This window comes from Streptomyces sp. NBC_01275 (assembly GCF_026340655.1).
GTDB lineage: Bacteria > Actinomycetota > Actinomycetes > Streptomycetales > Streptomycetaceae > Streptomyces.
In genome coordinates, this window is sequence record NZ_JAPEOZ010000001.1 from 2,850,302 (window position 1) to 2,874,857 (window position 24,556).

General features: G+C 70.3%; 19 protein-coding genes. 6 read left to right on the top strand and 13 right to left on the bottom strand.

Annotation, left to right across the window (positions count from 1 at the left end; genetic code table 11):
* Positions 1-128: 128 nt before the first annotated feature.
* From OG562_RS12305 to OG562_RS12345, 9 genes are all read right to left on the bottom strand, one after another.
* Positions 129-1,334 (bottom strand): IS256 family transposase, encoded by a 1,206-nt coding sequence (locus tag OG562_RS12305; RefSeq protein WP_266409232.1) that lies wholly within the window; start codon positions 1,332-1,334, stop codon positions 129-131.
* Between the two features lie 417 nt (positions 1,335-1,751).
* Positions 1,752-2,477 carry an L-ribulose-5-phosphate 4-epimerase AraD gene (gene araD, locus OG562_RS12310; protein WP_266396588.1) on the bottom strand — a complete coding sequence of 242 codons (726 nt, stop codon included), beginning with the start codon at positions 2,475-2,477 and terminating at the stop codon, positions 1,752-1,754.
* A gap of 31 nt (positions 2,478-2,508) precedes the next feature.
* Positions 2,509-4,026, bottom strand: coding sequence for an L-arabinose isomerase (araA, locus tag OG562_RS12315; RefSeq protein ID WP_266396590.1), 1,518 nt, complete (start codon positions 4,024-4,026; stop codon positions 2,509-2,511).
* A gap of 44 nt (positions 4,027-4,070) precedes the next feature.
* Positions 4,071-5,753: a ribulokinase gene (gene araB, locus OG562_RS12320; protein WP_266396592.1), complete on the bottom strand. Its 1,683-nt coding sequence runs from the start codon at positions 5,751-5,753 to the stop codon at positions 4,071-4,073.
* A 104-nt stretch (positions 5,754-5,857) separates the two neighbouring features.
* Entirely contained in the window at positions 5,858-8,419 is a 2,562-nt protein-coding gene (locus OG562_RS12325; protein ID WP_266396594.1) for a CBM35 domain-containing protein, read from the bottom strand.
* Positions 8,420-8,629: 210 nt separating this feature from the next.
* The gene (locus OG562_RS12330; RefSeq protein WP_266409235.1) at positions 8,630-9,451 is read right to left on the bottom strand and encodes a carbohydrate ABC transporter permease; all 822 of its coding nucleotides are present in this window, start codon (positions 9,449-9,451) and stop codon (positions 8,630-8,632) included.
* Positions 9,452-9,504: 53 nt separating this feature from the next.
* Positions 9,505-10,461, bottom strand: a complete 957-nt coding sequence (locus tag OG562_RS12335) for a carbohydrate ABC transporter permease (protein ID WP_266396597.1) — start codon at positions 10,459-10,461, stop codon at positions 9,505-9,507.
* Between the two features lie 79 nt (positions 10,462-10,540).
* Positions 10,541-11,854 carry an ABC transporter substrate-binding protein gene (locus OG562_RS12340; protein ID WP_266396599.1) on the bottom strand — a complete coding sequence of 438 codons (1,314 nt, stop codon included), beginning with the start codon at positions 11,852-11,854 and terminating at the stop codon, positions 10,541-10,543.
* Between the two features lie 96 nt (positions 11,855-11,950).
* The gene (locus OG562_RS12345) at positions 11,951-13,057 is read right to left on the bottom strand and encodes a LacI family DNA-binding transcriptional regulator (RefSeq protein WP_266396602.1); all 1,107 of its coding nucleotides are present in this window, start codon (positions 13,055-13,057) and stop codon (positions 11,951-11,953) included.
* Between the two features lie 252 nt (positions 13,058-13,309).
* Between OG562_RS12345 and OG562_RS12350 the strand changes: the two genes are divergently transcribed.
* Positions 13,310-15,481, top strand: coding sequence for a glycoside hydrolase family 36 protein (locus tag OG562_RS12350; RefSeq protein ID WP_266396605.1), 2,172 nt, complete (start codon positions 13,310-13,312; stop codon positions 15,479-15,481).
* Here OG562_RS12350 and OG562_RS12355 read toward each other — a convergent pair.
* Positions 15,470-17,188, bottom strand: coding sequence for an FAD-dependent oxidoreductase (locus OG562_RS12355; RefSeq protein WP_266396607.1), 1,719 nt, complete (start codon positions 17,186-17,188; stop codon positions 15,470-15,472). The two genes, OG562_RS12350 and OG562_RS12355, sit on opposite strands and share 12 nt — an antisense overlap.
* Before the next feature lie 193 nt (positions 17,189-17,381).
* Between OG562_RS12355 and OG562_RS12360 the strand changes: the two genes are divergently transcribed.
* Together OG562_RS12360 and OG562_RS12365 are read left to right on the top strand one after the other, a co-directional pair.
* Positions 17,382-17,813, top strand: a complete 432-nt coding sequence (locus OG562_RS12360; protein ID WP_266396610.1) for a hypothetical protein — start codon at positions 17,382-17,384, stop codon at positions 17,811-17,813.
* Positions 17,814-17,856: 43 nt separating this feature from the next.
* Complete coding sequence (locus tag OG562_RS12365) at positions 17,857-18,621, top strand: SDR family NAD(P)-dependent oxidoreductase (protein ID WP_266396613.1); 765 nt, start codon at positions 17,857-17,859, stop codon at positions 18,619-18,621.
* A 34-nt stretch (positions 18,622-18,655) separates the two neighbouring features.
* On the opposite strand, the gene OG562_RS12370 is transcribed toward OG562_RS12365, so the two are convergent.
* Entirely contained in the window at positions 18,656-18,859 is a 204-nt protein-coding gene (locus tag OG562_RS12370) for a hypothetical protein (RefSeq protein ID WP_266396615.1), read from the bottom strand.
* Positions 18,860-19,186: 327 nt separating this feature from the next.
* On the opposite strand from OG562_RS12370, the gene OG562_RS12375 reads away from it, so the two are divergent.
* Positions 19,187-21,046: a hypothetical protein gene (locus OG562_RS12375; RefSeq protein ID WP_266396617.1), complete on the top strand. Its 1,860-nt coding sequence runs from the start codon at positions 19,187-19,189 to the stop codon at positions 21,044-21,046.
* A 229-nt stretch (positions 21,047-21,275) separates the two neighbouring features.
* Complete coding sequence (locus OG562_RS12380; protein ID WP_266396619.1) at positions 21,276-22,451, top strand: VCBS repeat-containing protein; 1,176 nt, start codon at positions 21,276-21,278, stop codon at positions 22,449-22,451.
* A 127-nt stretch (positions 22,452-22,578) separates the two neighbouring features.
* On the opposite strand, the gene OG562_RS12385 is transcribed toward OG562_RS12380, so the two are convergent.
* Positions 22,579-22,896 carry an amphi-Trp domain-containing protein gene (locus tag OG562_RS12385; protein WP_266396623.1) on the bottom strand — a complete coding sequence of 106 codons (318 nt, stop codon included), beginning with the start codon at positions 22,894-22,896 and terminating at the stop codon, positions 22,579-22,581.
* Between the two features lie 259 nt (positions 22,897-23,155).
* Here OG562_RS12385 and OG562_RS12390 point away from each other — a divergent pair, with 259 nt between their 5' ends.
* Positions 23,156-23,482, top strand: a complete 327-nt coding sequence (locus OG562_RS12390) for a carboxymuconolactone decarboxylase family protein (RefSeq protein WP_266396626.1) — start codon at positions 23,156-23,158, stop codon at positions 23,480-23,482.
* A gap of 51 nt (positions 23,483-23,533) precedes the next feature.
* Here OG562_RS12390 and OG562_RS12395 read toward each other — a convergent pair whose 3' ends face one another.
* Entirely contained in the window at positions 23,534-24,484 is a 951-nt protein-coding gene (locus tag OG562_RS12395) for an NADP-dependent oxidoreductase (protein ID WP_266396629.1), read from the bottom strand.
* Positions 24,485-24,556 lie beyond the last annotated feature (72 nt).

Sequence of the window (24,556 nt, forward strand, 5' to 3'; positions counted from 1 at the left end):
CGATACGCGCCCTAGCGCCGTCGCCGTCCCCCACCGCCGCCGTCCCATGCACAAGCCCCGCCGGTTCCGACGGGGCTTCGCGTGCGGTGGGTGTGTCAATTTAACGGCTGATCTTGGTTGTTGAGTGGTCAGTTGTTGCTCGGCGTGAGGCGGCCCTCGAAGGCGATCTGGAACGCGTTCAGGGGTGCCTTCCAGCGCATGGTCCACCGCTTGCGGCCCTTGCCCGTGGGGTCCAGGCTCATCAGCGCCATGTAGATGCACTTGAGGGCGGCGGCCTCGTTGGGGAAGTGTCCGCGGGCGCGGACGGCCTTGCGGATGCGGGCGTTGACGCTCTCGATCGCGTTCGTGCTGCAGATGACCTTGCGTATCTCGACATCGAAGGAGAGGAAGGGCACGAACTCGGCCCAGGCGTTCTCCCACAGTTTCACGATCGCCGGATACTTCTGGCCCCACGCCTCCTGGAACTCGAGGAACCGCTCCGTCGCCGCATCCTCGCTGGGTGCGGTGTAGACGGGCTTGAGGGCCTTGGCGACCTTGTCCCAGTCCTGCCGGGCGGCGTAACGGAACGAATTCCGCAGCAGGTGAACCACACACGTCTGGACAATCGTGCGAGGCCAGATGGCCTCCACGGCTTCGGGAAGGCCCTTGAGCCCGTCGCAGACCAGCATGAGCACGTCGTCCAGGCCGCGGTTCTTCAGCTCGGTGAACACGTGCAGCCAGTACTTCGCGCCCTCGCCGCCGTCGCCGGCCCAGATGCCGAGGATGTCGCGAGTGCCGTCCACGGTCACCGCCATCACCACGTAGATGGGGCGGTTCGCGACCTGCCCGTCCCTGATCTTGACGTTGACGGCGTCCACGAACAGGACCGGATAGACGCGGTCGAGGGGACGGTTCTGCCATTCGGCCATGCCTTCCATGACCTTGTCGGTGATGGTGGAGATGGTCTGCTTGGACACCTCGGCGCCGTAAACCTCGGCCAGATGAGCCGAGATCTCGCCGTGCGTGAGCCCCTTCGCCGACAGCGACAACACCATCTCGTCGACGCCGGTCAGGCGTCGCTGCCGCTTCTTGACGATCTGCGGCTCGAACGTGCCCGAGGTGTCACGCGGCACCTTGACCTCGACTGGCCCGACGTCGGTCAGCACGGTCTTGGCCCGGCCTCCGTTGCGGGAGTTGCCGCTGCCCCGGCCAGCAGCTTCGTGCTTCTCGTAGCCGAGGTGATCGGTGATCTCACCTTCCAGGGCAGACTCCAAGACCCGCTTGGTCAGCTGCTGCAGCAGCCCGCCCTGCCCGGTCAGCTGCAGCCCCTCCGACCGGGCCCGCTCCACCAGCATCGCGACCAGCTGCTCGTCGGACACGGGCGCAGGCAGTCCCGACTGGGCACTCTCGACAGGCTCCACGGTCTCCAACTCCACGGCGGTGTCAGTCACTTGACGTCTCTCCCATGATCGTCGGATCCGCCGTTAGATTTACACTCCCCGTGCGGTCAGCTCTGGCCACTGCACGTAGACACCGAAGGACTGCTTTTCGGTGAGCTGCTTTTCGGTGCGCTCCGGAGAGTCGATCACCTCGAGCGTGAATCCCCAGCGGGGCCGAGCCTCCGCCGGAAAGAGTCAGGCCGACCGCGCGTAACGAGGCGATCTCCACGGACTTGCCGGTGCGCACGGCCTCGGCCAACGCCTTGGCGGTGTCGGCGGGAGGCGTCGGACCTCTCGCCGGCCGCCGCCAGGGCGTCGTTGGATGTCGAACATTCACTTGTGTACGGCTGGTTCCGGGTTGCCGTAGTAGGCGTCGGGGCCGTGTTTGCGGGTGTAGTGGCGGGCCAGCAGGTGTGGGGGTGGCGGGGCGGTCGGGGACAGGGCCAGGGTGTGGATCGCGATGTCGGCGACCGCTTCGCAGATGATGGCGTGTTCGAGGGACTTGCGGGCGGTGGGGCCCCAGGTGAACGGGCCGTGGTTGGCGACGAGGGCGGCCGGGACCTCGGCCGCCCGCCGCTCGTCGTTCTCCAGGAGGTCGACGATGACGCGGCCGGTGTTGTACTCGTAGTCGGTCGCGCACTGGGCGGCGGTGAGGTCGGGGGTGCAGGGGACGGGTCCGTTGAAGGTGTCGGCGTGGGTGGTGCCCAGGACGGGTATGTCGCGGCGGGCCTGGGCGAAGGCGACGGCGTGGGTGGAGTGGGTGTGGGTGACGCCGCCGACGGAGGGGAACGCCAGGTAGAGGCAGCGGTGGGTCTCGGTGTCCGTGGAGGGGCGCAGACGGCCGTCGACGACCTTGCCGTCGGACAGGCGGACGGTCACCAGGTGGTCGAGGGTGAGGTCCTCGTAGGGGACGCCGGAGGGCTTGATGACGAAGACCCCGGCCTCGCGGTCGACGCCGCTCACGTTGCCCCAGGTCAGGGTCGCCAGTCCGACCTGGGGGATGGTCAGGTTGGCGTCGAGTACCTCTTGCCGCAGGCCGTCCCGGACTCGCGCGGTCATCTGTGTTCTCCTTGTGTGGGGATCACGGGTGTCACAGGGCCTGGGCGAGGCGGTGGTAGGCGGCGTTCCAGCGGATTTCCTTGGAGAACTGCCCGGTGTGGGTGGTCTCGTCGATGGTGAGCAGCTCGACGCCGGTCATGGCGGCGTAGTCGGTCAGGGTCTCGGTGTCGACGGCGGAGCTGAGGACGGTGTGGTGGGGGGCGCCGGCCAGCAGCCAGCTCTCGGCGGATTCGGCGAGTGAGGGGCGCGGCTTCCACACCGCCCGGGCCACCGGCAGCCGGTGCAGGGGTTCGCTGGGGGGCACGACGTCGACGGTGTTGGCGGTGAGGCGGAAGCGGTCGCCGAGGTCGGACAGGCCGACGACCAGGGCGGGGCCGGGGGCGGCGTTGAAGACCAGGCGGACGGGGTCCTCGCGGCCGCCGATGGACAGGGGGTGGATCTCGCAGGCGGGGCGGTCGGCGGCGAGGGTGGGGCAGACCTCCAGCATGTGGGCGCCCAGGACGCGCGGGGAGTCGGGGCCGAGGTGGTAGGTGTAGTCCTCCATGAAGGAGGTGCCGCCGGGGAGTCCGGCGCCCATGACCTTCATCGTGCGCAGGAGGGCGGAGGTCTTCCAGTCGCCCTCGCCGCCGAAGCCGTAGCCGTCGGCCATCAGGCGCTGGACGGCGAGGCCGGGGAGCTGGCGCAGGCCGCCGAGGTCCTCGAAGTTGGTGGTGAAGGCGGTGAAGCCGCCCTCGGTGAGGAAGGTCCGCAGGCCGATCTCCTGGCGGGCCGCGTACAGGAGGGAGTCGTGGCGGATGCCGCCTGGCCGCAGCGCGGGGACCACGTTGTACGACTCGACGTATTCGGCGGCGAGTCGGGCGGCCTCCTTGTCCTCGACCTCGTCCACGACGGCCACGAGGTCGTTGACGGCGTAGGTGTTCACGGAGTAGCCGAAGCGGATTTGGGCTTCGACTTTGTCGCCTTCGGTGACGGCGACGTCGCGCATGTTGTCGCCGAAGCGGGCCAGGCGCAGGGTGCGCGAGGCGTGCCGGCCGACGGCGGCCCGCGCCCAGGCCGCGACGCGTCGGACGACCCTCGGGTCGGTGGCGTGACCGGCGACGATCTTGCGGTCGATGCCGAGGCGGGCCTCGACGTGGGCGAACTCGCGGTCGCCGTGGGCGGCCTGGTTGAGGTTCATGAAGTCCATGTCGATGCTCGGCCAGGGCAGCGACAGGTTGTACTGGGTGTGCAGATGCAGCAACGGCCGGTCCAGCGCGCTGAGCCCGGCGATCCACATCTTGGCCGGGGAGAAGGTGTGCATCCACACGACCACGCCCACGCAGGCGTCGGAGGAGCTCGCCTCCCGGCACAGCCGCCGGATCGAGTCGGCGTCGGTGAGGACCGGCTTCCACACGATCTTGACCGGGATCTTCCCGGGGCCGCCGAGGATCTCGGAGATGCTGCGGGACTGTTCGGCGACCTGGTGCAGGATGTCGTCGCCGTACAGGCCCTGGCTTCCGGTGAGAAACCAGATCTCCTGCTCCGGGTAGGGCGTGGCGTTGGTGTCCATGAGGGTTGTCCTTTCGAGGGAGTCGACTGCCGGGCGGGCGCCGCTCAGGCGGAGGCTTCCGTGCGCAGGGCGCGCAGCCGGTGCATGACCTCGTTGGCCCCGCGGCCGAAGTAGTCGTGCAGCAGCCGGTATTCGGCGTAGAGGCGGTCGTAGGCGGCGGCCCGCCCGGGGTCCGGCTGATAGACGGCCGGGCGGGCCTTGCCCATCGCCTGCGCTGCGGCCCGGATGTCCGCATACGCCCCGGCCGCGACCGCCGCGTGCATCGCCGCGCCCAGCGCGGGACCCTGCGCCGAGTCGATGACGCCGAGGGGACGACGGATGACGTCGGCGTAGATCTGCATCAGCAGCGCGTTCTTCGTCAGCCCGCCCGCGACGATCAGCTCGCCCACCGGCACGCCCGACGCCTCGAACGCCTCGATGATCGTCCGCGTGCCGAAGGCGGTCGCCTCCAGCAGAGCGCGGTAGACGTCCTCCGGCCGGGTCGACAGCGTCAGCCCCACCACCACACCGCTGAGGTCGTGGTCGACGAGCACGGAACGGTTGCCGCTCTGCCAGTCCAGCGCCACCAGCCCGTGCTCCCCCACCCGCTGTTCGGCCGCGAGGGCGGTGAGGTGCTCGTGCGGGTCGCGGCCGAGCGCGGCGGCCTGCTCGGCGTACGACGCGGGGAACCCGGTGCGCACGAACCAGCCGAAGACGTCCCCGACACCGCTCTGCCCGGCCTCGTAACCCCACAGCCCCGGCAGGATCCCGCCGTCGACGACCCCGCACATCCCCGGCACCTCGGCCCACCGGTCGCTGCTCATCACATGACAGGTCGAGGTGCCCATGATGGCGACCATCCGCCCCGGCTCCACCGCGGTGGCCGCGGGCGCCGTCACATGCGCGTCCACGTTGCCGACGCAGACGGCGATGCCCTCCGGCAGCCCCGTCCACGCCGCCGCCTCCGCCGTCAACCCGCCCGCCAGATCCCCGAGCTGACCGATCGGCTGCTCCAGCTTGTCGGCCACGAAGCCGGCGAAGCCGGGGTCGAGCGCGGCGAGATAGCCGGAGGAGGGATAGACGCCGTCCTGGAGCTGGCCCTTGTAACCGGCGGTGCAGGCGTTGCGGACGTAGGTCCCGCACAGCCGCCACACGATCCAGTCCGCCGCCTCCACCCAGCGGTCGGTCAGCCCGTAGAGCTCGGGATCTTCTTCGAGCAGCTGCAACGCCTTGGCGAACTCCCACTCCGAGGAGATCTTCCCCCCGTACCGCCGCAGCCACGGCTCCTTGCGCGCCTCGGCCAGGGCGGTGATGCGGTCGGCCTGGGCCTGCGCGGCGTGGTGACGCCAGAGCTTGACGTAAGCATGCGGACGGGACGCGAGATCGGGGAGTTCACACAGGGGCGTGCCGTCGGCGAGGACCGGCAGGACGGTGCACGCGGTGAAGTCCGTGCCGACGCCCACCACCTGCTCCGGCCGCACACCGGAGCGGGCCAGCGCCTCGGGTACGGCGATGCGCAGGACGTCGATGTAGTCCGCGGGCACCTGCAACGCCCAGTCGGGCGGCAGCGGCGTACCGTCGGGCAGCTGCCGGTCGAGGACCGCGTGCGTGTACGGGTGCTCGGCGGCGGCCAGTTCGGCGCCGTCGGCGACACGGACCACCACGGCCCGCCCGGACAAGGTCCCGTAGTCGACCCCGACGACGTAGGTGTCGGGAGGGGTGTGTGCGCTGTGCTCGGCGTTCACCACCGGGCCGCCCTTCTGTTCGATGTTCGGTATTTCGATTGCCGTTCGAAGTGGTGAATGGAGGGGAGGGGCCCGGCGCGAGGGCCGGGCCCCTGGGGAGTCGGTGGTCAGCCGACCAGTGGCGCCACGGTCACCCGGTCGATGTTGGGTGTGTAGGCGCTGGCGTTGGCGAAGGTGATCGTGTTGGCGCCGGCGGTGAGGGTGACCGGGACGGGGAGGTCCCAGTAGCTCGACCAGCTGTAGTTGTTGCGGAACATGACGGTCTGCGCGGTGCCGTTGACGGCGATCTGGGCCGCCCGGGAGACGACGTTGGTGTTGTAGTTCCCGGAGCCGGAGACCTGGTTGTTGGCGTAGCGGACGTTCATGACGTACCGCCCGGCGCTGGCCGCGCTCACCTGGAGGGTGAGGGTGTTGGCGGAGCCGTTGCCGACGTAGCCGACGTAACTGCCGCCGGAGGCCCAGGTGTCCGAGGTGACGACGGCGGTTCCGGCGCGGGTGCCGTTCTCGGCCTCGTAGGAGGTGACGCCCGTGGTGTCACCGCTCGCGGCTACGCGCAGGTCGCGCAGCGTCAGCGTGGTGGAGCCCGAAGTGGCGGCCGTGATGCGGTTGTTGCCCGCCGACAGGTACAGGCGTGAGCTCTTGTCGGTGAGCGTGCCGCTCGTGGAGGCCAGCGTGACGGCGGTGGCGCCGTCCAGGGTGAGGGTGCCGGAGCCGTTGGAGGAGTAGTCGGTGTGGACGGTGTAGTAGCCGTCGGTCGGCGCGTAGACGTCGAAGGCGGCCGAGGAGCCCGAGGTCAGGGCCAGGGCGCCGGCGCCGGTCGTGCCGGACGCGGTGTAGCTGTAGGCGGGCGATCCGGTGATGTCGGCGTACGTGGCCGGGTAGGAGGTCTCGGCGGTGGAGGCCGCGGTGAGGTCGATCTTGTCGAGGGTGACCTCGTTGGCGCCCTTGGCCAGGGTGATCGTGTGGGCGCCCGCGGTCAGGGAGACCGAGGCTCCGGCGGTGGAGCGGTAGGTCCAGTTCAGGGTCGGGGTGTAGGTGACCGTCTGGGACGAGCCGCCGTCGACGGTGAGGGTCTGGGTCGCCGGGGCGCCGGACTGGTTGCCGTAGAAGACGTTGAGGTTGTACGTGCCGGTGGTCGGGACGCTGACGCTGAAGGCGACCTTGCTGCCCGTCTGGTTCAGGCTGCCGACGTCCTTGGTGCCCGAGGTGGCATAGCCGTAGGCGTTGGAGACGGAGCCCTGGGTGTAGACGGTGCCGCTGGTGATGGTCGCGCTCTCGGCCTCGTACGACGCCTGCCAGGGCACGCTCGCCGCGGTGGGCGTGCCGGTGCCCGCCGGGTTGACGACGATGCGGTAGGCGGCCATCGGGTCGAGGTTGGTCAGCGGCACGGTGATGCTGCCGTCGGAGGCGACGGTGTAGGTGCTGCGGGCCAGGACGGTCGGCGCGGGGCCCGCTCCTTCGTAGCCGCTCCAGGCGGTGCGCTCCACGGAGACGTTGACGGTGCTGCCGAACGACGCGGGGATGTGCTGGACGACGGTGTTGGCCGAGCCTGAGGTGCCGCCGCCGAGGAGTACCTGGGCCTGCTTGCGGCCGGTGTCGAGGGACGCGATGCCCTGGAGGGTGTCGATGACGTTGGCCTGCGGCGGGGTCGTCTTGACGGTCTGGCCGGTGAGGCCCGCGTACCAGCGCAGCAGCCACCAGTCGCCGTTGGGGATGTTGGTCTGGCTGACGTTGCCGTCCAGGTTGCCCGCGATGTCCCAGTACGCCTGGTCGGCGTAGACCTTGTTCCGTTCGAACATGGACATCCACTGGACCATCTGGCCCGGGACGGAGAGGTCGCGGCGGTCGCCGTACTCGTTGATGTTGACCGGGCGGGGGCTGATGCCGGCGTTGGTCTCGATGGTGCGGTAGGCGGCGAGGTTGCCCTCGAAGTTGGACAGGGAGCTGGGGTCCAGCTCGTGCCAGGTGGTCATGTCCGGCAGGACGTTGTTGGCCTTGGCCCACGGGTAGAAGTCGCCCATGAGGCGGGCGTCGTAGTGGGTCTCGTTGGGGCCGGCGATCCGGGCGTTGGGGATGATCGACCGGATCTTGTTGTAGACGGTCGTCCAGTCGCTCTCGAAGGCGGCGAGCGCGCTGTTGTAGGTGGCGGTGGTGGAACTGCCCAGGCCGGTGTACCAGTTGCCGTCCGGCTCGTTGAACGGCACCCACACGAACGTACTCGCGTCGGACCTGACGGCGACCTTGCGGACCATGGTGTCGACCTTGGACAGGTAGTCCGTCAGCCCGAGGTTCTCGTACGGCCACTGGGCGTAGATGTCCTGCATGTAGATCAGGTTGTCGCCGCCGCCACCGCGGGCGAAGGCGGGCTGGACGACCAGCGCGTCGCCGTTGGGGTGCTGGGTGCCGTCGGGCGCCTTGGTGGCGATGCTCGTCATGTGCAGGGGCGTGACCAGGCTGTCGCCGGGCACTCCGTCGTCGCTGAGGCCGTACAGGGCGCCGTTGGCTCCGTGCATGACCGCGCCGGTGGTCTGGCCGAGGTCGACGGTCAGCTGCGGGGTGGCGGCCTGCGCGACGGGCACGGTCAGCGCGGTGGCCACGAGGGTGGCCGTGATCACGCCCGCGCCGATGAGGCTGCGGACAGGGCCGGATCTACGAGGTGTTCGAGGCATGGGTCCTCCTCCTCCCGCACCGTTGCGGGAGGCTCGTGGGGTACTGCCGGGGGGTGTGCTGCGGGGGGGGGGGTACGGGGAGGGGTGGCGTACGGGGAGGGGTGGCGTACGGGGAGGGGTGGCGTACGGGGAGGGGTGGCGTACGGGGAGGGGTGGCGTGCGCGGAGAGGCGGCCTACGGGGAGGGGCCGGCGTACGGGAGGGGTGGCCGCTACTTGACGGCGCCGCTCGTGATGCCGGAGACGATGCGGCGCTGGGCGACGACGAAGACGAGCACCATCGGCAGGCTCATCATCACGATGTAGGCGAAGATCAGATGCCAGTTGTTCAGGTACAGCTGGGCGTTGGCGATCTGATAGAGGTTGAGCGGCAGGGTGGCCTTGTCGCCGCCGCCGAGCACGAAGAAGGCGTAGAAGACGTCGCTCCAGGCGAACAGCATCACCATGATCGTCGCGGTGGCGATGACCGGGCGCAGCAGCGGCAGGATGATCTGCAGGAAGACCCGCAGGGGGCCGGCGCCGTCCATCCGCGCGGCTTCTTCCAGTTCCTCGGGCAGGTTACGGATGAACCCCGTCATGAAGAAGATCGACGTGGACAGGTACATCCCCGAGTAGACGGCGATCATGCCGAGTTGGGTGCCGGCCAGGCCGAGCTGGCGCAGCTCCATGACGATGGTGATCACCGCGGGCGGCAGCAGCAGACCGCTGATGCTCAGCGCGTACATGACTCCGACCAGCCGCCCCTTGCGGCGGGCGAACACCCAGGCCGCGCCGGCGCCGAGGAACAGGACGACGAGGACGGAGGGGACGACGACCAGCAGGCTGTTGACGAAGCCCTGGACGATCTTCCCCTGGTCGAAGGTCTGCTGGTAGTTGTCGGCGGCCTGGACGTGGTGCGGCAGGGCCAGGTTGGGTTTGATCGCCTCGGCCTGGGGCTTCAGCGAGGTCACCGCGACCAGCCAGAGCGGCACGCCGATGGTGAGCGCGGCGATGAGCAGGACGGCGAGGGGGCGGACGATCCGCCCGGGGCGCAGGCGGCCGCGCGCGGCGCCCCCGGACACGGGGACTCGGGCCGTCACGAGGGCTGTCACTGGTTGTCCTCCCTGCGGCGCAGGCCGACGATCACGGGCACGGCGAGGACGACGACGATCAGGAAGAGCACCAGGCTCATCGCCGACGCCTGGGCGTAGAGCCCCTGGCCGAAGACGCGGAACATGTAGATGTTGAAGACCTCCGTCTCGCTGCCCGGCCCGCCCGCGGTGGTCGCCTGGACGATGTCGAAGGTGTTCATGGAGCCGATCAGGGCGGTGGTGACGTTGAAGGTCACCGCGGGCGCCAGCAGCGGGAAGCGGATCGACCAGAAGGTGCGCCAGGCGCCCGCGCCGTCGATGCGGGCGGCCTCCAGGACGTCGCCGGGCATGCTCTTCAGACCGGCGAGGTAGATGAGCATGGCCAGCCCCATCCACTTCCAGCCGTGGATGAGCGTCACCACGACCAGCGTCCAGGTCGTCGACCCCAGCCAGGGCGTGTCCACGGGGTGCCCGGCCAGCGAGGACAGCACGTCGTTGAGCGCCCCGTCCTGCGCGAGCAGCGCCCGGAAGATGTAGCCGACGGCGAGCGCGGAGATCAGCACGGGGAGGAAGAAGACCGCGCGGAAGAAGCGGTTGAACCGGGTGTCGCGCTCCAGCAGCAGCGCCAGACCGAGTCCGAAGCCGTTCTGGAAGAGGGCGACGAGGACCGCGTACTCCAGGGTGATGCGGATGTCGCGGACCATGGAGCCGTCGTGCAGGATGCTCCGGAAGTTCGACAGGCCGGCGAACCTGATGTCCGGGTGGAAGGCCGACCAGTTCGTGAACGGGTAGACGAAGCTGAGCAGGTTCGGCAGCAGGAAGAACAGGCCGAACACGGCGAGCGCGGGCAGGGCGAACCACCACGGCTGGTTGTGCTTGCTACGAGACCGTGCGCGCCGGACGGGCTGCTGGGGGCCGTCCGCTTCCTTCGCGCCGGTGGCGTCGGTGACGCCGATGGTGGCTGTGTCCGCCACGTTCTTACCTCCGGGAAGGTGGCCCCGGGCGCGTCTTTCGAGAAGGACCCGGGGCGGGGCTGGCGAAGGCGGGCGTCGGTCAGAAGCCGGCGACGCCGCGTGCCTTGAGGACCTGGGTGAACTGGTCCTCGGCGGCCTGCGCCACCTGCTTGGGCGTCTTCTTGCCGTAGATCATGTCGGCCAGGGCCAGGTGCATGTCGGGGGCGGTCAGCGCCTTGACCTGGAAGACGCCGGTCGCGGTGGCGAGGGCCTTGGACTGGGCGATCGCGGTCTGCGGCAGACCGGCGGGGTTGGCGACGGACGGCTCGACGGAGACGACCTTGTTGGCCTTGATGTAGTTCGCGTAGTTCGGGCCGAGCCAGAAGGACATGAACTGGCGGGCGGCGTTCTCCCGCTTGGTGTCGCCCGACTTGAAGGCGACGACGCCGTTGGTCTGGTCGGGAGAGTACTCGGCCGACGCGGAGCTGTTGGCGATGGGGAACCAGCCCAGCTTCTTGTCCATCTCCGCGGTGTCGGAGGTGGCCTGGATCTCGGACTGGAGCGAGGTGACGTTCAGGGCCATCGCGGCGGTGCCGTCCATCAGGGCCTTGCCCTGGTCCACGAAGGTGGCGGTCTTGTAGTTCTTCTGGGCCAGACCCGCGTCCAGGAGCTTGGTCTTGTACTTGGTGATCGCGTCCACGATCACCTTGTTCGTCCAGCTCTCCTTGTTCTTGTTGAGGTCGTCCCAGAAGGACTGCGGCAGGTCGGTCAGCTGCGCCTGGACCTGCCACTGCAGGGGCCACTTGTCCCCGCCGACCTCGAAGAACGGGGCCACGCCCGGGACCTTCGCCTTGATCTTCGCGCCGTCGGCGAGGAGTTCGTCGTAGCTGGCGGGCATGGTGGTGATGCCGGCCTTGGCGAAGGCGTCCTTGTTGTAGTAGACGCCGAGGACAGCCGGGCTGGTGACGATCGCCGCGTAGCGGTGCCCGTCGACCTGGCCGAGGCTCTGCTCGGTCTTGCCGAGCTTGGACACCCAGTCCTCGTTGTCCAGTTGCAGGAGGTTCGTCGCGGGCTGGATGAAGGGCAGGGTGCTGCCGGTGGGCTGCCAGAACATCAGGTCGGGCTTGACGCCCGAGGCGAGCTTGGTCGGGACGTTCGACTCGTAGGGGTCGGGTATGACCTCGGTGGTGACGGTCGCTCCGGTGGCCTTCTCGAAGGCCTCGATGGCCTGCTTGGGCTCGCCGACGCTGTTCTGGGCGACCCACATGGTCAGCTTGACGCCCTTGAGGCTGGCGGTGGCGTCGACCGAAGAGGTGGGCGCGGCGCCGGTGCTGCCGCCGCTGGCGTCGCTACAGGCGGTGGCGGCGAGCCCGAGGACGCACACGGCGGCAAGGGCGGGAACGACTCTGTTCATGGCGATGTCCTTGGCGGTGAAGGAGAGTAGGTGGAGCCATGCTGTGGAGATGGGTGATCGCTGAGGGGAACCGGGGGCGTAATCGCGCCGGCGGGGTCATGAGCCCGTGCCCCCCTGGCTTTCGCGTGCGCTGGGACGTGAGAGCTCGTGCGAGCTCTCACGGACGATGAGGTCGGTGCCGACGAAGGTCGGCGCGGGCGGCTCGTAGTCGCTCTCGAGTTGGCCGCGCAGCAACGCGAAGGCGTCGCGGCCCAGTCCCTGGAAGTCCATGCGGACCGTGGTGAGAGCCGGTGTGACGAAGCCCGAGTGCGGGGCGTCGTCGAAGCCGACGACGCTGACGTCCGCGGGCACCGACCGCCCGGCGTGATGCAGGGCGCGCAGGACGCCCAGCGCCAGGTCGTCGTTGCCGCACAGGATCGCCGTGGCGTTCGGGTCGTCGGCGAGTTTGCGTCCCGCGTCGTAACCGGCCTGTGCGTCCCAGCCCTTGCCGTGGGGCTCGGGCGGGGTGATGCCGGCCGCTTCCAGGGCCTGGCGCCAGCCCTGGGCACGCGGCCCCTCCGTGCTGCGGGTGTCCGCCGACGTCGGGATCGCGATGTAGTGGACGGTGTCGTGTCCGAGCTGCAGCAGATACGCGGTGGCGGCACGGGCCGCCTCGCGGTCGTCGGCCCATACGGCCGGACGGGGAGGCGTCCGGCCCTGCGGCGGCGCTTCCACGACCGCGGCGCACGGCACGTTCGCCGGGACCCGGCTCAGGGCCGAGGCGCCGAGCCGGTCGAAGCCGATGACCATCAGTCCGCCGCCGGTGGCGGCGGCCTCGGAGATCGTGCGGTCCAGGTCGTCCTCGGGCGTCAGCACTCTGACGCCCAGTGCGTAGCCCGCGGCGCGGGCCGCTTCCTCCAGACCTTGCAGGGTGGCCGCATAGCCGAAGAGGGTGGTGTTCGACGTGAGCACCGTGATGGACCGGGTCACACCGCTGGCCAGGGCGAACGCGGTGGCGTTGCGCCTGAATCCCAGCGTCTTGATGGCCGCCTCGACGCGCTCGCGCGTCTCCTCACGGACGTTCGGGTGGCCGTTGATGACCCTCGAAACGGTCTGGTAGGAGACGCCCGCCGCCTGGGCGACATCGCGGATGCTGGCTGCCTTCTGCGGTTCCTGTTCAGGTCCCTGGTGGCCGCCGGAGCTTGTGTGACCGGTCACAGACATGCGAGGATTGTGAGCGGTCACAACGCTGGCCGTCAAGAGATCGAAACCGGGGATTTACCTGGCGATCACATCAAGAGCCGCATATGCGCTGCTCGGCGACGTACTGGATCGCTGTCGGCGAAGTACCGGCCCGGAGTCGGGCGAAGGACTGACTCGGTGCCGGGCCGGTCCTTCGCCGGCCGGCCCGCCGTCGGCCGGCCCGCCGTCGGTCCGCAGCGCACGAAAGATCGCCCACCCAGAAGGGAAACCGCGTTGACTACTGCTGTCGAAGCAGCCGAGAGCTCTCTTCTCTGGTCCCATGAGTCCCTCGGACTGCACGCCATCGCGGATTCCGCCGGGTCGGTCAGGCTCGGGGCGCCGGGCCAGGACTGGGACTCGCTGCTCCCCCTCGTCGAGGTCACGGCCACCGGCCATGGCCGCACCTGGTCGGGGGAACGTTTCATCGACACCGCCATCGGCGCCCGCCTGGTCTACCGCGACCAGGAGACCGTCCAGGAAGGGGACGGGCAGGAGAGAGCCGGACAGGAGAGGGCCGGGCAGACCGGGCAGAAGGGGGACGGGCAGGAAGGCGGCCGGCAGCGCACGACGATCCGGCTGGCGGACCCGGTGACCGGCCTCGTCGCCGAGATCACCCTGTGGTCCCGCCCCGGCGCCGGCTTTCTCCGCTCACAGGTGCGCCTGGTCAACGAAGGAAGTGAAACGCTTCAGCTGGAGAGCGTGTCGAGCCTGGCCCTCGGCGGCGTCCTGGACGCCTCGGGCGGTCTGGACGACCTGACCGTCCACTGGGCGGACAACGACTGGCTCGCCGAATGCCGTTGGCGGCAGGCCGCGTTCCGCGACCGGATCGTCCCGCTGAGCCGGGCCGCGCACGGCCATGAGGGGCGCGGCTGCTTCGAGCGGTACTCGCAGGGCAGCTGGTCCACCGGCCGCCATCTGCCGATCGCCGCGCTCACCGACCGGACCGGTCGCGCCTGGCTGTGGCAGATCGAGTCCAGCGCGGGCTGGCGCTTCGAGACCGGCGAGCGGGAGGGCGCCGCCTACCTCGCGCTGTTCGGCCCCGACGACGCCCACCACCAGTGGCGTCGGACCCTGGCCCCGGGCGAGGAGTTCACCTCCGTCCCGGCGGTCCTCGTACGGGCCGAGACCGGCGGGCTGGACGCCGCGTTCGGCGAACTCACCGCCTACCGCCGCCGGATCCGCCGCGCCCACCCGGACCACACCGCCCTCCCGGTGATCTACAACGACTACATGAACACCCTGATGGGCGACCCCACGACCGACAAGCTCCTGCCGCTCGTCGAAGCGGCCGGATCGGCGGGCGCCGAGGTCTTCGTCATCGACGCCGGCTGGTACGACGACGACGCCCAGGGCTGGTGGGACGCCGTCGGCGCCTGGGACGCCTCCGACCGGCGCTTCCCCGGCGGCATCCAGCAGGTACTGGACGCGGTCAGGAAGCAGGGGATGACCCCGGGACTGTGGCTGGAGCCCGAAGTGGTCGGCGTCCGCAGCCCGCTGGCCCGCACGCTGCCGCCCGAGGCGTTCTTCCGGCGGGGCGGAGTACGGGTCACCGAACACGGCCGCCACCACCTGGACCTGCGCCACCCGGCCGCCCGCGCCCACCTCGACCAGGTCGTGGACCGGATCGTCGGCGACTGGGGCGTGGGCTATCTGAAGCTCGACTACAACGTCAACGTCGGCCCCGGCACGGAGAACGGCGCCGAAAGCGCCGGCGCGGGCCTGCTCGGCCACCATCGTGCCCACCTCGACTGGATGGCCTCCCTCCTCGACCGGTACCCCGACCTCGTCCTGGAGAACTGCTCCTCGGGCGGACTGCGCATGGACTACGCGCAGTTGGCGGTGGCGCAGCTGCAGTCCACCAGCGACCAGCAGGACCCCCTGCGCTACCCGCCCATCGCCGCCGCGGCCGCCACCGCCGCGGCCCCCGAACAGGCCGCCGTGTGGGCCTACCCCCAGCCCGGCTTCAGCCCCGACGCGATCGCCTTCACCCTCACCGGCGCGCTGCTGGGCCGTATCCACCTGTCCGGTTTCCTCGACCGCATGAGCGAGGCCGAGCTGGAACTCGTCCGCTCGGGCGTCTCCGTCTACCGGAGCATCCGCCAGGAGATCGCCGACGGCCTCCCGTTCTGGCCGCTCGGCCTCCCCTCCTGGGAGGACGCCTGGCTCGCCCACGGCCTACGCGGTCCGGCCGGCACGCTCCTCACCGTGTGGCGGCGGGAGGGAGCCGGCGCATACGACGGGGGCGGCGCCCGCACGCTCCCGATCCCCCACCTGCGCGGTACGGACATCCGCCCCACGGTGCTCTACCCCGTCGACGCCGACGCCTCCGCGACCTGGAACGCCGCCGCCGGCGAACTCACCGTCTCCCTGCCCCGCGTCGACACGGCGGTGCTGCTACGGCTCTGAGCGGCGGCTGTTGCCTAGCTGGTCCGTGGCTGCTCCCTGGCTGTTCCGTGGCTGTTCCGTTCCCGGGAGGCGGATCGACTGTGCGTGGCGGAAGACGTTCCGCGGGTCCCAGTACGCCTTGGCGTGCTGGAGTCGCGGGTAGTTCGCCCCGTAGTAGAGGTGATGCCAGGGCTGGCCCGAGGTGTTGAGGTCGGGGTCGCCGAGGTCGACGTCCGGGTAGTTGACGTAGCAGCCGTCGGTGTTGAGCTCCTCGGGCTGGTCCGGGGCCGGAACGACGGGGACGCCGCCGGTGGCCCCGTACATCTCCTCGTAGAAGCCGCGGATCCAGTTCAGGTGGGGTTCGGCGATGTCCGGGTCGGCCAGGGCGTCCTGGTAGTCGTACACGCCGTCGCGGTTGGCGTCCTCGCCCCAGGTCCAGTACGACTGGTACTGGAGCTTCAGCACGGACGAGCGCTGTGGGACCGCCGTGTCGGCCGGATCGACGTCGTTGATCCGGCCGCCGTAGGAATCCACCTGGAGCAGGGCCTGATCGTTCGTGTACGCCTCGTCGGTGAGGCGGACGAAGATCGTGTCGAGCTGGTCCTCGGTGAAGTTCGCCGTGTGGTACGCGGACTTGTACTTGCCGCACCGGCTCGGCCCGGAGCCGTTGAGGTTCTGGGTCGCGGTGAGCCAGGGCAGCCGGGTGGGGATGTAGTGCTCGTAGAGCGCCTGGTGCTCGCCCATCTGCACGTCGAACGGCGTCTGGGGGTAGGCGTCCTCGGGGGCGAGCCAGTCCAGGAAGCGGTTGAGGCGGTCGATCGAGTCCTCGCGGGTGCCGTCGAGCTGGAGGACGAGACCGACCTTGCCCGCGGTGTGGTTGGTCAGTTTGAGCAGGGTGAACAGGTCGCGGAAGTCGAACTCGCGGAGCAGCTCCGGCCCTTCGCCCGTGCGCTCGCCCTCGAAGAACTCGCCGTAGCGGCGCACCAGGTCCTTGAACTTGCCCGGATCGTCCTTGAAGATCCCCCACTCCCAGGACAGCGCCCTGGTCAGCACCTGGGCGGGCGGCTGGGGAAGGCCGCGGAACCAGTACCGGGTGACCACGCCGAAGTTGCCGCCCCCGCCGCCGGTGTGCGCCCACCACAGGTCGCGCAGCGCGGGCTCCGGCGAGTCCTTGCGGGCCACGGTGACCTCGGCGTGCGTCAGGTCGCGTACGGTGACCACCTCGACGGCGTGGAGATAGTCGACCGTGAGGCCGTGCAGCCGGGAGAGCAGGCCGAAGCCGCCGCCGGAGATGTGGCCGCCCGCGCCGACGGAGTAGCAGGAGCCGCCGGGGACGGCGAGGCCGGAGCGGTGGTAGAGCTGGGTGACGGTGTGCCAGTTCGTCGCGCCCGCCTCGACGCAGTACGCGTCCATCGCCGGGTCGTAGTAGACGCCGTTCATGGTGCTGACGTCGATGATGACGGCCACGTCGTCGGCGCAGACGAAGTCCTCGTAGCAGTGCCCGCCGGAACGGACGGAGACACGGCTCGACGACGAACCGGCGTCGGCGCGGGTGAGGAAGGCGCCGAGGGCGGCGACCACGTCGGCGGTGCTGGAGGCCACCACGATGTAGTCGGGACTGGCGATCCAGCGCTGGTTGAAGCCCCGGCGCAGCGCCTCGTAGCGCGCGTCCCCCGGGCCGACCTCGATCGGCCCGACCGGCCCGGAAGCGGCGGATGCAGTGGTCACGGCGATACCTCCACGCCAGACGGCGACCATCGGACACCGCCAGCGTCGCGCGGGGCCGGCGCCGGTGACTCCGCCGTCCGGGTGACGATCACGGGCGCGAGGAAGCACCGACCGCACCGCCCCGCACGCCGGAGCCTCCGCCGACAGACAACTCGCTCCCGGCCCGAAGGTCCCGTCGTCTAGGTTGGGCGCCATGGCACTGGCGCACATAGTTCTCGCTTCCGGCCGGTCGATCGAGCTCATGGCCGTGCAACTGTCCTCGACCCACGGCGGGATGCTGGAGGGGTATCCCTTCCGGCGCTGGAACGACCTCCAGGTGGAGCGCCTGTTGAGGAGCGTCGAGAAGGACCACGCCTCCCGTCCGGTGCATCTGGTCCCGCCGGTCCGGGAGTTGCCGGACGTTCCCGCCGGCGGCTTCGGCCCCGTCGAACTGCTGCCGGCCGTGACGTGCGTGGGGTCGTTCACCTCCTACCCGGTCGATCCGGACCTGGACACGGTCCTGCACCACTCCGCGCTGACCGTCATCTGGTTCCAGGCGACTCCTGACATCCCGTCGGGCGAGGATGCCGACCACGGCCTGCGCAACGTCCGCTGGGACGACACAGCGAGGGACTTCGAACGCTAGCGGATTCGACAACACCCCCTTTCACCTAGGAGAAGAGAGTCGTATGGCACGCGTGGTCGTGGTCAGTGGCGGCGGTACCGGCATAGGCCGGGCCGTCGCCGAGAGGTTCGCCCATGACGGAGAGGAGGTCGTCGTCGTCGGCCGCCGGGCCGACGTACTGGACCGTACGGCGGCGGAGATCACCGCCGCCGGCGCCCCCGCCAAGGTGGTGGCGTTGGCCGCGGATCTCTCCGAGGCCGCCGAGGCCGACAGAGTCCGGGCCGTCCTGGGCGAGCGGTACGGCCGGGTCGACGTCCTGGTGCACAGCGCGGGCGGCAACGCGGCGCTCGGCCCCTCGCCCGCACACGGCAGTCCCGCCGCCCGGGCCGCGGCGCACTGGGACGCCAACTTCCGGTCCAACGTGCTGACGACGGTGCTGCTCACCGAGGCGCTGCGGGACCTGTTCACCGCACCCGGCGGACGGATCGTCCTGCTCAGCTCGATCGCCGCCTACCGTGGCTCGGGCTCCGGCTCCTACGCCGGGGCCAAGGCCGCGCTGCACCCGTACGCCTACGATCTGGCGGCCGCGCTCGGCGGGCAGGGCGTCACCGTCAACGTGGTCGCCCCCGGCTACATCGCCGAGACGGAGTTCTTCCGGGGAAACCTCTCCGCGGAGCGCGAGCGCACGCTCGTCGGCCAGACGTCCACCGGCCGGGCGGGCACCCCGCAGGACGTCGCCGAGACGGTCCACTGGCTGGCGTCTGCGGGGGCCGGCCAGGTCACGGGCCAGATCATCCAGGTCAACGGCGGTGCAGAGCGCGGACGTTGACCGCCACGAGCCCGGCCTCCGGCTCCCGCGCCGCTCACCCCTGAACCAGCACGACCACTCCGCCCGCCAGCAGGAACGCCCCGCCCACGATGGCGATCCCGGCCAGAACGGCGAGGACCGCCGGGCGCAGGATCAGCTGCGGCGAGGGCGCGGCGGCCGCGCTCAGCTGCCGGCGGCGGAGTCCGAGCGCCCGGACACCGGCGTACATGCCGAGGATTCCCATGAACAGATACAGCATTTCTTCAGCCCTCCAGGCTGTCGAGAAGAATTCCCCGCAGGCTCACGCCCTCGGGGGGAAGCCCGTCACACGGGGGTGGTATTCGGGTCGGCCGCAGGTGAAGACGGCCTGCAGCACACGGGAAAGCCGGTCCATCCATGTGTACACCCAGCTCGACTGAGCCTACAGCCGACCCTCATACTGTCGACAGTCAAGGTCGAAATCATGACGCAGACCTTTTCAGGCCCTTGATTCCGCCATAGTGTCGACACTATGAAGGCGTCCATGAAGCCGACCGAAGAAGAAGAAAAAGAAGGAAACGAAGAGGCCAACAGCCATGGTGTGACCATGAGGGCCCGTGTCCGGGCCCTCCTCGTCGGCGGGGCCGCGGCCCTCGCCTTACCCGCCGCACCCGCCCGGGCGGCGTCGAGCGCCGGCGCCCTCGCGGTGGGCGCCGGCGAGACCTACGTGCTGAGCGCGACGACCCGGCTGACCTCGCTCTCGCTCGCCGAGGGCGGCACGCTCGCCGTACCGGACGGATACAGCCTGACGATGACCGTCGACGGCGTGGAGACCGGCTCGGTGCTCACGGCGACGCTGGCCACCGGCACGACGATCGCGCCCGGCGCGTACCAGGGCGACATCGTGCTCACCGTGGCCGAGCAGCACACGGCGACGTTCGCGAACGTGACCTTCCCGATCCGGCAGGCGCTCTACGTCGGCGCGTCGGGGGTCGTGGCGGCCAGGTCCGTGCTGTCTGCGGTGACCGGGGGCCGGGTGACGGACTCCGGCGCCCAGTCGGTCGGGATCGTCTCGACCGGGGAGGCGTTCGACGGGGTGTACGTGGCGGACGGCGGCGCGTACACCCTGCGGCGGTCGAGGATCGCCTTCACCGGCAACGGGCGCTGCGACTTCGTCGGGGACGGCGCCGCCGTGGTCGCGACCGGCCCGGGCACGACCCTGCTCCTGGACGGGGTGACCATCGCGAACCAGGGGGTGGTGCGCAGCGCCGTCGTCGCCGAGGACGGCTGCTCCCTCGTGGTCAAGAACTCCCGCATCCGCTGCCTGAACGGGGTCCTGCCCGCCGACTACGTCCCCGCGGGCGGCGCGAACATGCTGGTCGTGCCGTGGCGGCTGGGCATCTCCGGCAACGTCCGGGCCACCAACCTGCTGGGCGCGAACACGACGGCCACCTACCTCTCCTCGTCGATCGAGTCCGAGACATGGGGCGCCTTCTCCGTGGACTCGACGTCCGACTCGCGGGCCACCGTCGTCAACTGCCGCATCGCCAACCTGGGCGACGAGGGATACGGCACCTTCGCCGACGGCAACGTCGTGGAGCGCATCCTGGGCTGCGAGATCGACGCGGGCACATACGCGACGATCATCGGCGCCTCCAACGCCACGGTGCACTACGGCGACAGCACCGAGGAGGCCGTCGCCGCCCTCGACGCCGAGCTGGGCCTGGGCCTCTCGGACGCCGAACTGGCCGCCCTGCCGGTGCGCGGCACCAGCATCGCCTCCCGGGGGTTCGGCGTGCTGTGGCACGGGGCCGGAACCCTGCGCATCGACGGCTCCACGGTGCTCGACACCGCGCACACGGCCTTCCTCGACAAGGCCGTCCGGGCCACCATCACGGTCGACGGCTCCCAGGGAGCCCGGATCACCCCCGGCAACGGGGTCGTCCTGCAGGTGATGGAGACCGACAACCCCGGCTCCGTCAACGGCGTGTACACCGAGCCCGTCGGCGACCCGGTGCGCGACGACGGCTTCGACGTGACAGCGGTGCACAGCGCGGACACCACGGCGGCCTTCACCTCCATCTCCGTGCAGGGCGACTTCTACAACGCGCGCCGCAGCGGGCAGAACATGGCGCTGACCTTCGACCGGTCGAGCGTCGAGGGCGTCCTGTCCGCCTCCGTCTCCCGGCACGCCGTCGACTCCATCGGCTCCGCGCAGTACACGGAGCTGGGTCATGTCGCCAACACCGTCCGGCCCGTCGTCAACAACGGGGTCCTCGTCACCCTGACCGGCGGTTCCACATGGACGGTGACCGGCACGTCGTATCTCAGCGTTCTGGCCCTGGACGCGGACTGTGCGGTGACGGCCCCGGCCGGGGGCACGGCGGCGATGACGGTGGACGGGGAAACGACGGCCCTCACCCCGGGGCAGACCCACACCGGCGCGATCACGCTGACCGTGGCGTGACGGTGGGCCGTGCGGGTCGGCGGGCCGTGCGGGTCGGGCGCTGGGCGGGTCGGGTGCTGGGCGAACCCACGGTCTCATAACACGTGAATCACAGCAGAGCCCCCTAGATTTACATGTACACAACAAAACCCATGACGAAGCCGTCATGCCACAGCAGTCATGCCAAAGCAGTCATGACGGCGAGGGCTCTCCGGCCCTCACCACCCGCGAAAGGACATCCGTCCCCATCATGAGCAACCACAAGAAGCGCAGGACCCGTCGCATCCTGACCCTCGGCACCGTCGGCGCCCTCGCCCTGGGCGCGAGCGTCGCCGCCCTGGCGTCGGCGACCGGACCGCTCACGACAACGGCCGCCGCCTGCTCCTCCGGCCTCGTCTTCACACAGTCGGACACCTCCGCCGCGGTCGGCGACAACCCCCGGCACGTGGTGACCGGCGACCTCGACGGCGACGGGAACGCCGACGTCGTCGCGGCCGACCTCGACGCCGACTCGCTGTCCGTGCTGCTGGGCAACGGCGACGGCACCTTCGCCACGGCGACCGACTACGCGGTGGGCAACGGCCCGTACCAGTCCGTCATCGCCGACTTCGACGGCGACGACAGCCCGGACATCGCCACCGCCGACTTCAACGGCGGCACCGTCAGCGTCCTGCTCGGCAACGGCGACGGCGCCTTCGCCGCCTCCGTCCAGTACACCGTCGGCGCGGGCGCCCGCTCCCTCGTCCCCGGCGACCTCGACGGCGACGGCGACCTGGATCTGGCGGTGGCCGAGGAACAGGGCGGCGGCGTCAGCCTGTTACTGGGCGACGGCGACGGGGCGTTCACGGTCGACGTCGAGGCGGTGACCGTGACCCGGCCGCACGGCCTGGTCCTCACCGACTTCGACGGCGACGGCGACCTGGACATCGCCACCGCCAGCGTCGCCACCGGCGGAGGCGTCAGCGTGGTGCTCGGCAACGGCGACGGCACCTTCGGCGACGTCACGGAGTACGCCAGCGTCGCCCGCCTGTACTCCATCGCCCACGGCGACTTCGACGGCGACGGCACGACCGACCTGGCCACCATCAGCAACGGCTCCAACACCCTGGAGGTCTTCACGGGCAACGGCGACGGCACGTTCGACGACTCCGTCTCCTCCACCACGTCCGCCCTGCCGGTGGCCGTCTCCGCCGCGGACGTCGACGGCGACGACGTGACGGACGTACTCGTCTCCTCCCTCAAGGGGAACTCCGTCACCGTCTTCCAGGGCACGTCGAGCGGCAGCATGACCGAACTGACCGAACTCGCGGCCGACGGGGCCTACGAAGCGGCAGCCGCCGACCTCACCGCCGACGGCACCCAGGACCTCGTGGTGGCGAGCAGCAACAGCGACCAAGTGGACGTCTTCACCGGCTCCTGCGACTGAGCACCCGCCCGCGTCCCCCGCCGACGAAGGCCCCTTCACACGAAGGGGCTTGACGCTTTCCAGCAGCTGGAAAGCGCTACGGGCCGCGTGGCAAGCCTCGCGTGTGTCGCTTTGCCGGTCGCACGACTCAGGGGGCCTTTGTGGCGGACCGCTTCGCGCTTCTGCCCCTGCCGGCGCCCGTGCCGCTCCGACCGGGCCCGGCGGGCGCTGTCCGGGTCGGTGCGGTCGGCCACTTGAACTCGATCTCCAGCTCGATCTCCCCGTTGCCGACCTCGACCTCCATCTCACCGCGAAGGTCGTCGGGGATCCGCAGGCTCAGGGTCCCGGAACCGAGTTCCAGTTCGGCGTCCCCGCCTTTCCTCAGCGCAGCCGCGAGTGCCGTGAGCTGGTCAGCCGCCTCCATGCGTGACAGCGAGCTCTTCTGCTCAAACTTGAGGTCCTTCATGGGCGCCTCCGATCCGGAACAAACAGGGCACAACGCCAATTCTGCGGCCGCGGACGGGATCGGACATCTTCATGGCCGGGCGGGGAGCCGGAACCCGCGCCGCCGGCGCCGAACCCGGCGGAATCTGCCGACGCGGCCCACGAGAGCCCCCCGTGCGCGAGGCCCGGATGGGCTCTACGGTTGAAGGGAAACCCCACATGCGCGGAACTTCCGCCTCACACCCCCCTCGGGCTCAGAACTCACCAGAAGGGCATGCGACATGTCCACTGCATCGGAAACCCCTGTCCTGGACACCCTCGCCGCGATGACGGTCGACTCGCTCGAGCGGTGCGGGCTCCCCCCGGACATGCTCATACTCACGCGTATCGCGGCGCTCGCCGCCTCGGACGCCCCGCCCATCTCCTACGCGGCGCATATCGACCCCGCCCTGAAGACCGGCCTGACCGCCGAGCAGCTGCAGGACGTCCTGGTCGCCATCGCGCCCATCGTGGGCACCGCCCGCGTCATGACGGCAGCGGGCAACATCGCCACGGCACTCGGCATCGCCATCGCCGTCGCCGACGCCGAGATCGAGGCCCAGGGCTGAGCGCGGCCTGAGTGCCCCGCGGGCGGAGAACGCGCGCGGAGAACGACGGCGCTACGCGGACACCGCGACCACGTGCTTGCCCATGACGCCGCCGCGCTCGAACGCCTCGTGCGCTGCGGCGATGTCCGCCAGCGGGTACACGCTGTCGACCACCGGGCGCAGCGCACCCGAAGTGACATGGTCGGCCACATCGCGCAGCACCGCGCTGTCCGGGTTGGCGCTGAAGGTGCGGATCCGGCGGGCTCCGTACACGCTGGACGCGGCGATCGCGGCCAAGGCGCCAGCCGACAGGCCGACGGTGACCATCCGGCCGCCCTTGGCCAACCGGCTTCGGTAGCAGTGCAGTTCCGAGCCGACGGTGTCGACGATGACGTCGAACGGTCCGATCTGGTCGGAGGTGGTGGAGCCGTAGTCGAGGACTTCGTCGGCACCGAGGTCGGTGAGCAGTCGGGCGTGGCGGTCGCGGGCCAGCGCGGTGACGTGGCCGCCCATCGCGTGTGCCAGTTGCACGGCGGCTGTGCCGACTCCACCGGCCGCGCCCCGCACGAGGACCCGTTCCCCGCCCGCGATGTGCACGCTGTCGCGCAGCGCGATGAGCGCCGTCGCGCCCGTCACGACCAGGGAGGCCGCCTCGACCGGCGAGAGGCCCGCCGGGGCGGGCGCGATCCGGTCCGCGGGGACCACGACGTACTCGGCCGCCCCCGCGGTGGCGTGCCGCTGACGGGGATGCACCATGCCCCACACCCGGTCCCCGGCCCGGTAACCCTCGACATCGGCACCGGTCGCGGCGACGACGCCCGAGAAGTCCAGCCCCGCACCGATCGGGAAGCGGCGCCCCGACACCATCTTCACCTCCCCGGCGCGGACGATCACGTCGTGTCCGTTCACGCTGGACGCCTCGACCGACACCAGGACCTCGCCGACACCGGGAGCGGGGCGGTCGACATCGTTGATCCGCAGGACGTCCGGTGTACCGAAGCTCGTGATCTGAGCGGCCTTCATGTCGCTGTTCCTTCCGTGGCCTGCTGGTGTGGAACCGATACTGGTCCCTGCTCGCGGCATCACGGTCGTTCG